This is a genomic window from Parendozoicomonas sp. 209JJ7-1 (assembly GCF_058147085.1).
The window spans coordinates 1-535 of the sequence record NZ_JBYVJU010000143.1 but is presented as its reverse complement, the minus strand read 5'-3'; the positions used below and the strand labels follow the sequence as shown (position 1 = coordinate 535).

The 535-nt window shown below is 49.7% G+C and carries 1 protein-coding gene; it reads left to right on the top strand.

What is annotated here, in order from left to right; translation table 11 throughout:
- Positions 1-57: 57 nt before the first annotated feature.
- Positions 58-535 (top strand): DUF4372 domain-containing protein (locus tag ACY2RQ_RS19765; RefSeq protein WP_490114732.1); only part of this gene is annotated, 478 nt, incomplete at its 3' end.

Here is a 535-nt window from a genome sequence, read left to right as displayed (position 1 = left end):
GTCCCCTCACCCCAGTGATACCAAAGGATTTCATGCGTTTTCCCTGAAAGAACAGGCATGAAGCATCTTAACAGCGTTTTTCATCAGTTACTCAAAGAATTGCCCAATCACCAATTCCAGAAAGCTGTTGATCGGCATAATGGAGATTACCGCATACGGACATTGTCGTGCTGGACACAGCTTGTCGCCATGATGTTTGCCCAGCTGACAGGCCGTTCTTCTCTGCGAGATCTGGAGGAGAACTTCAACACCAAACGCAATCATCATTACCACCTTGGTGTTGAACAGATCAGACGGTCATCCCTGTCGGATGCCAACAGCAATCGATCCGCTGCCATCTTCATGGAAGCCTTCTACTATCTCCTGTCGAAGGTCAGAGGGGCTCTGCCTCCCAAGGCTGCGTCAGAACTGGTACGGCTGATTGATTCCACAACCATTGACCTCAACATCAACCAGTTTGAATGGGCCAAATTCCGAGGCACAAAATCCGGTATCAAGCTCCATACGGTCTACGATCCTGATGCCGATACGCCCA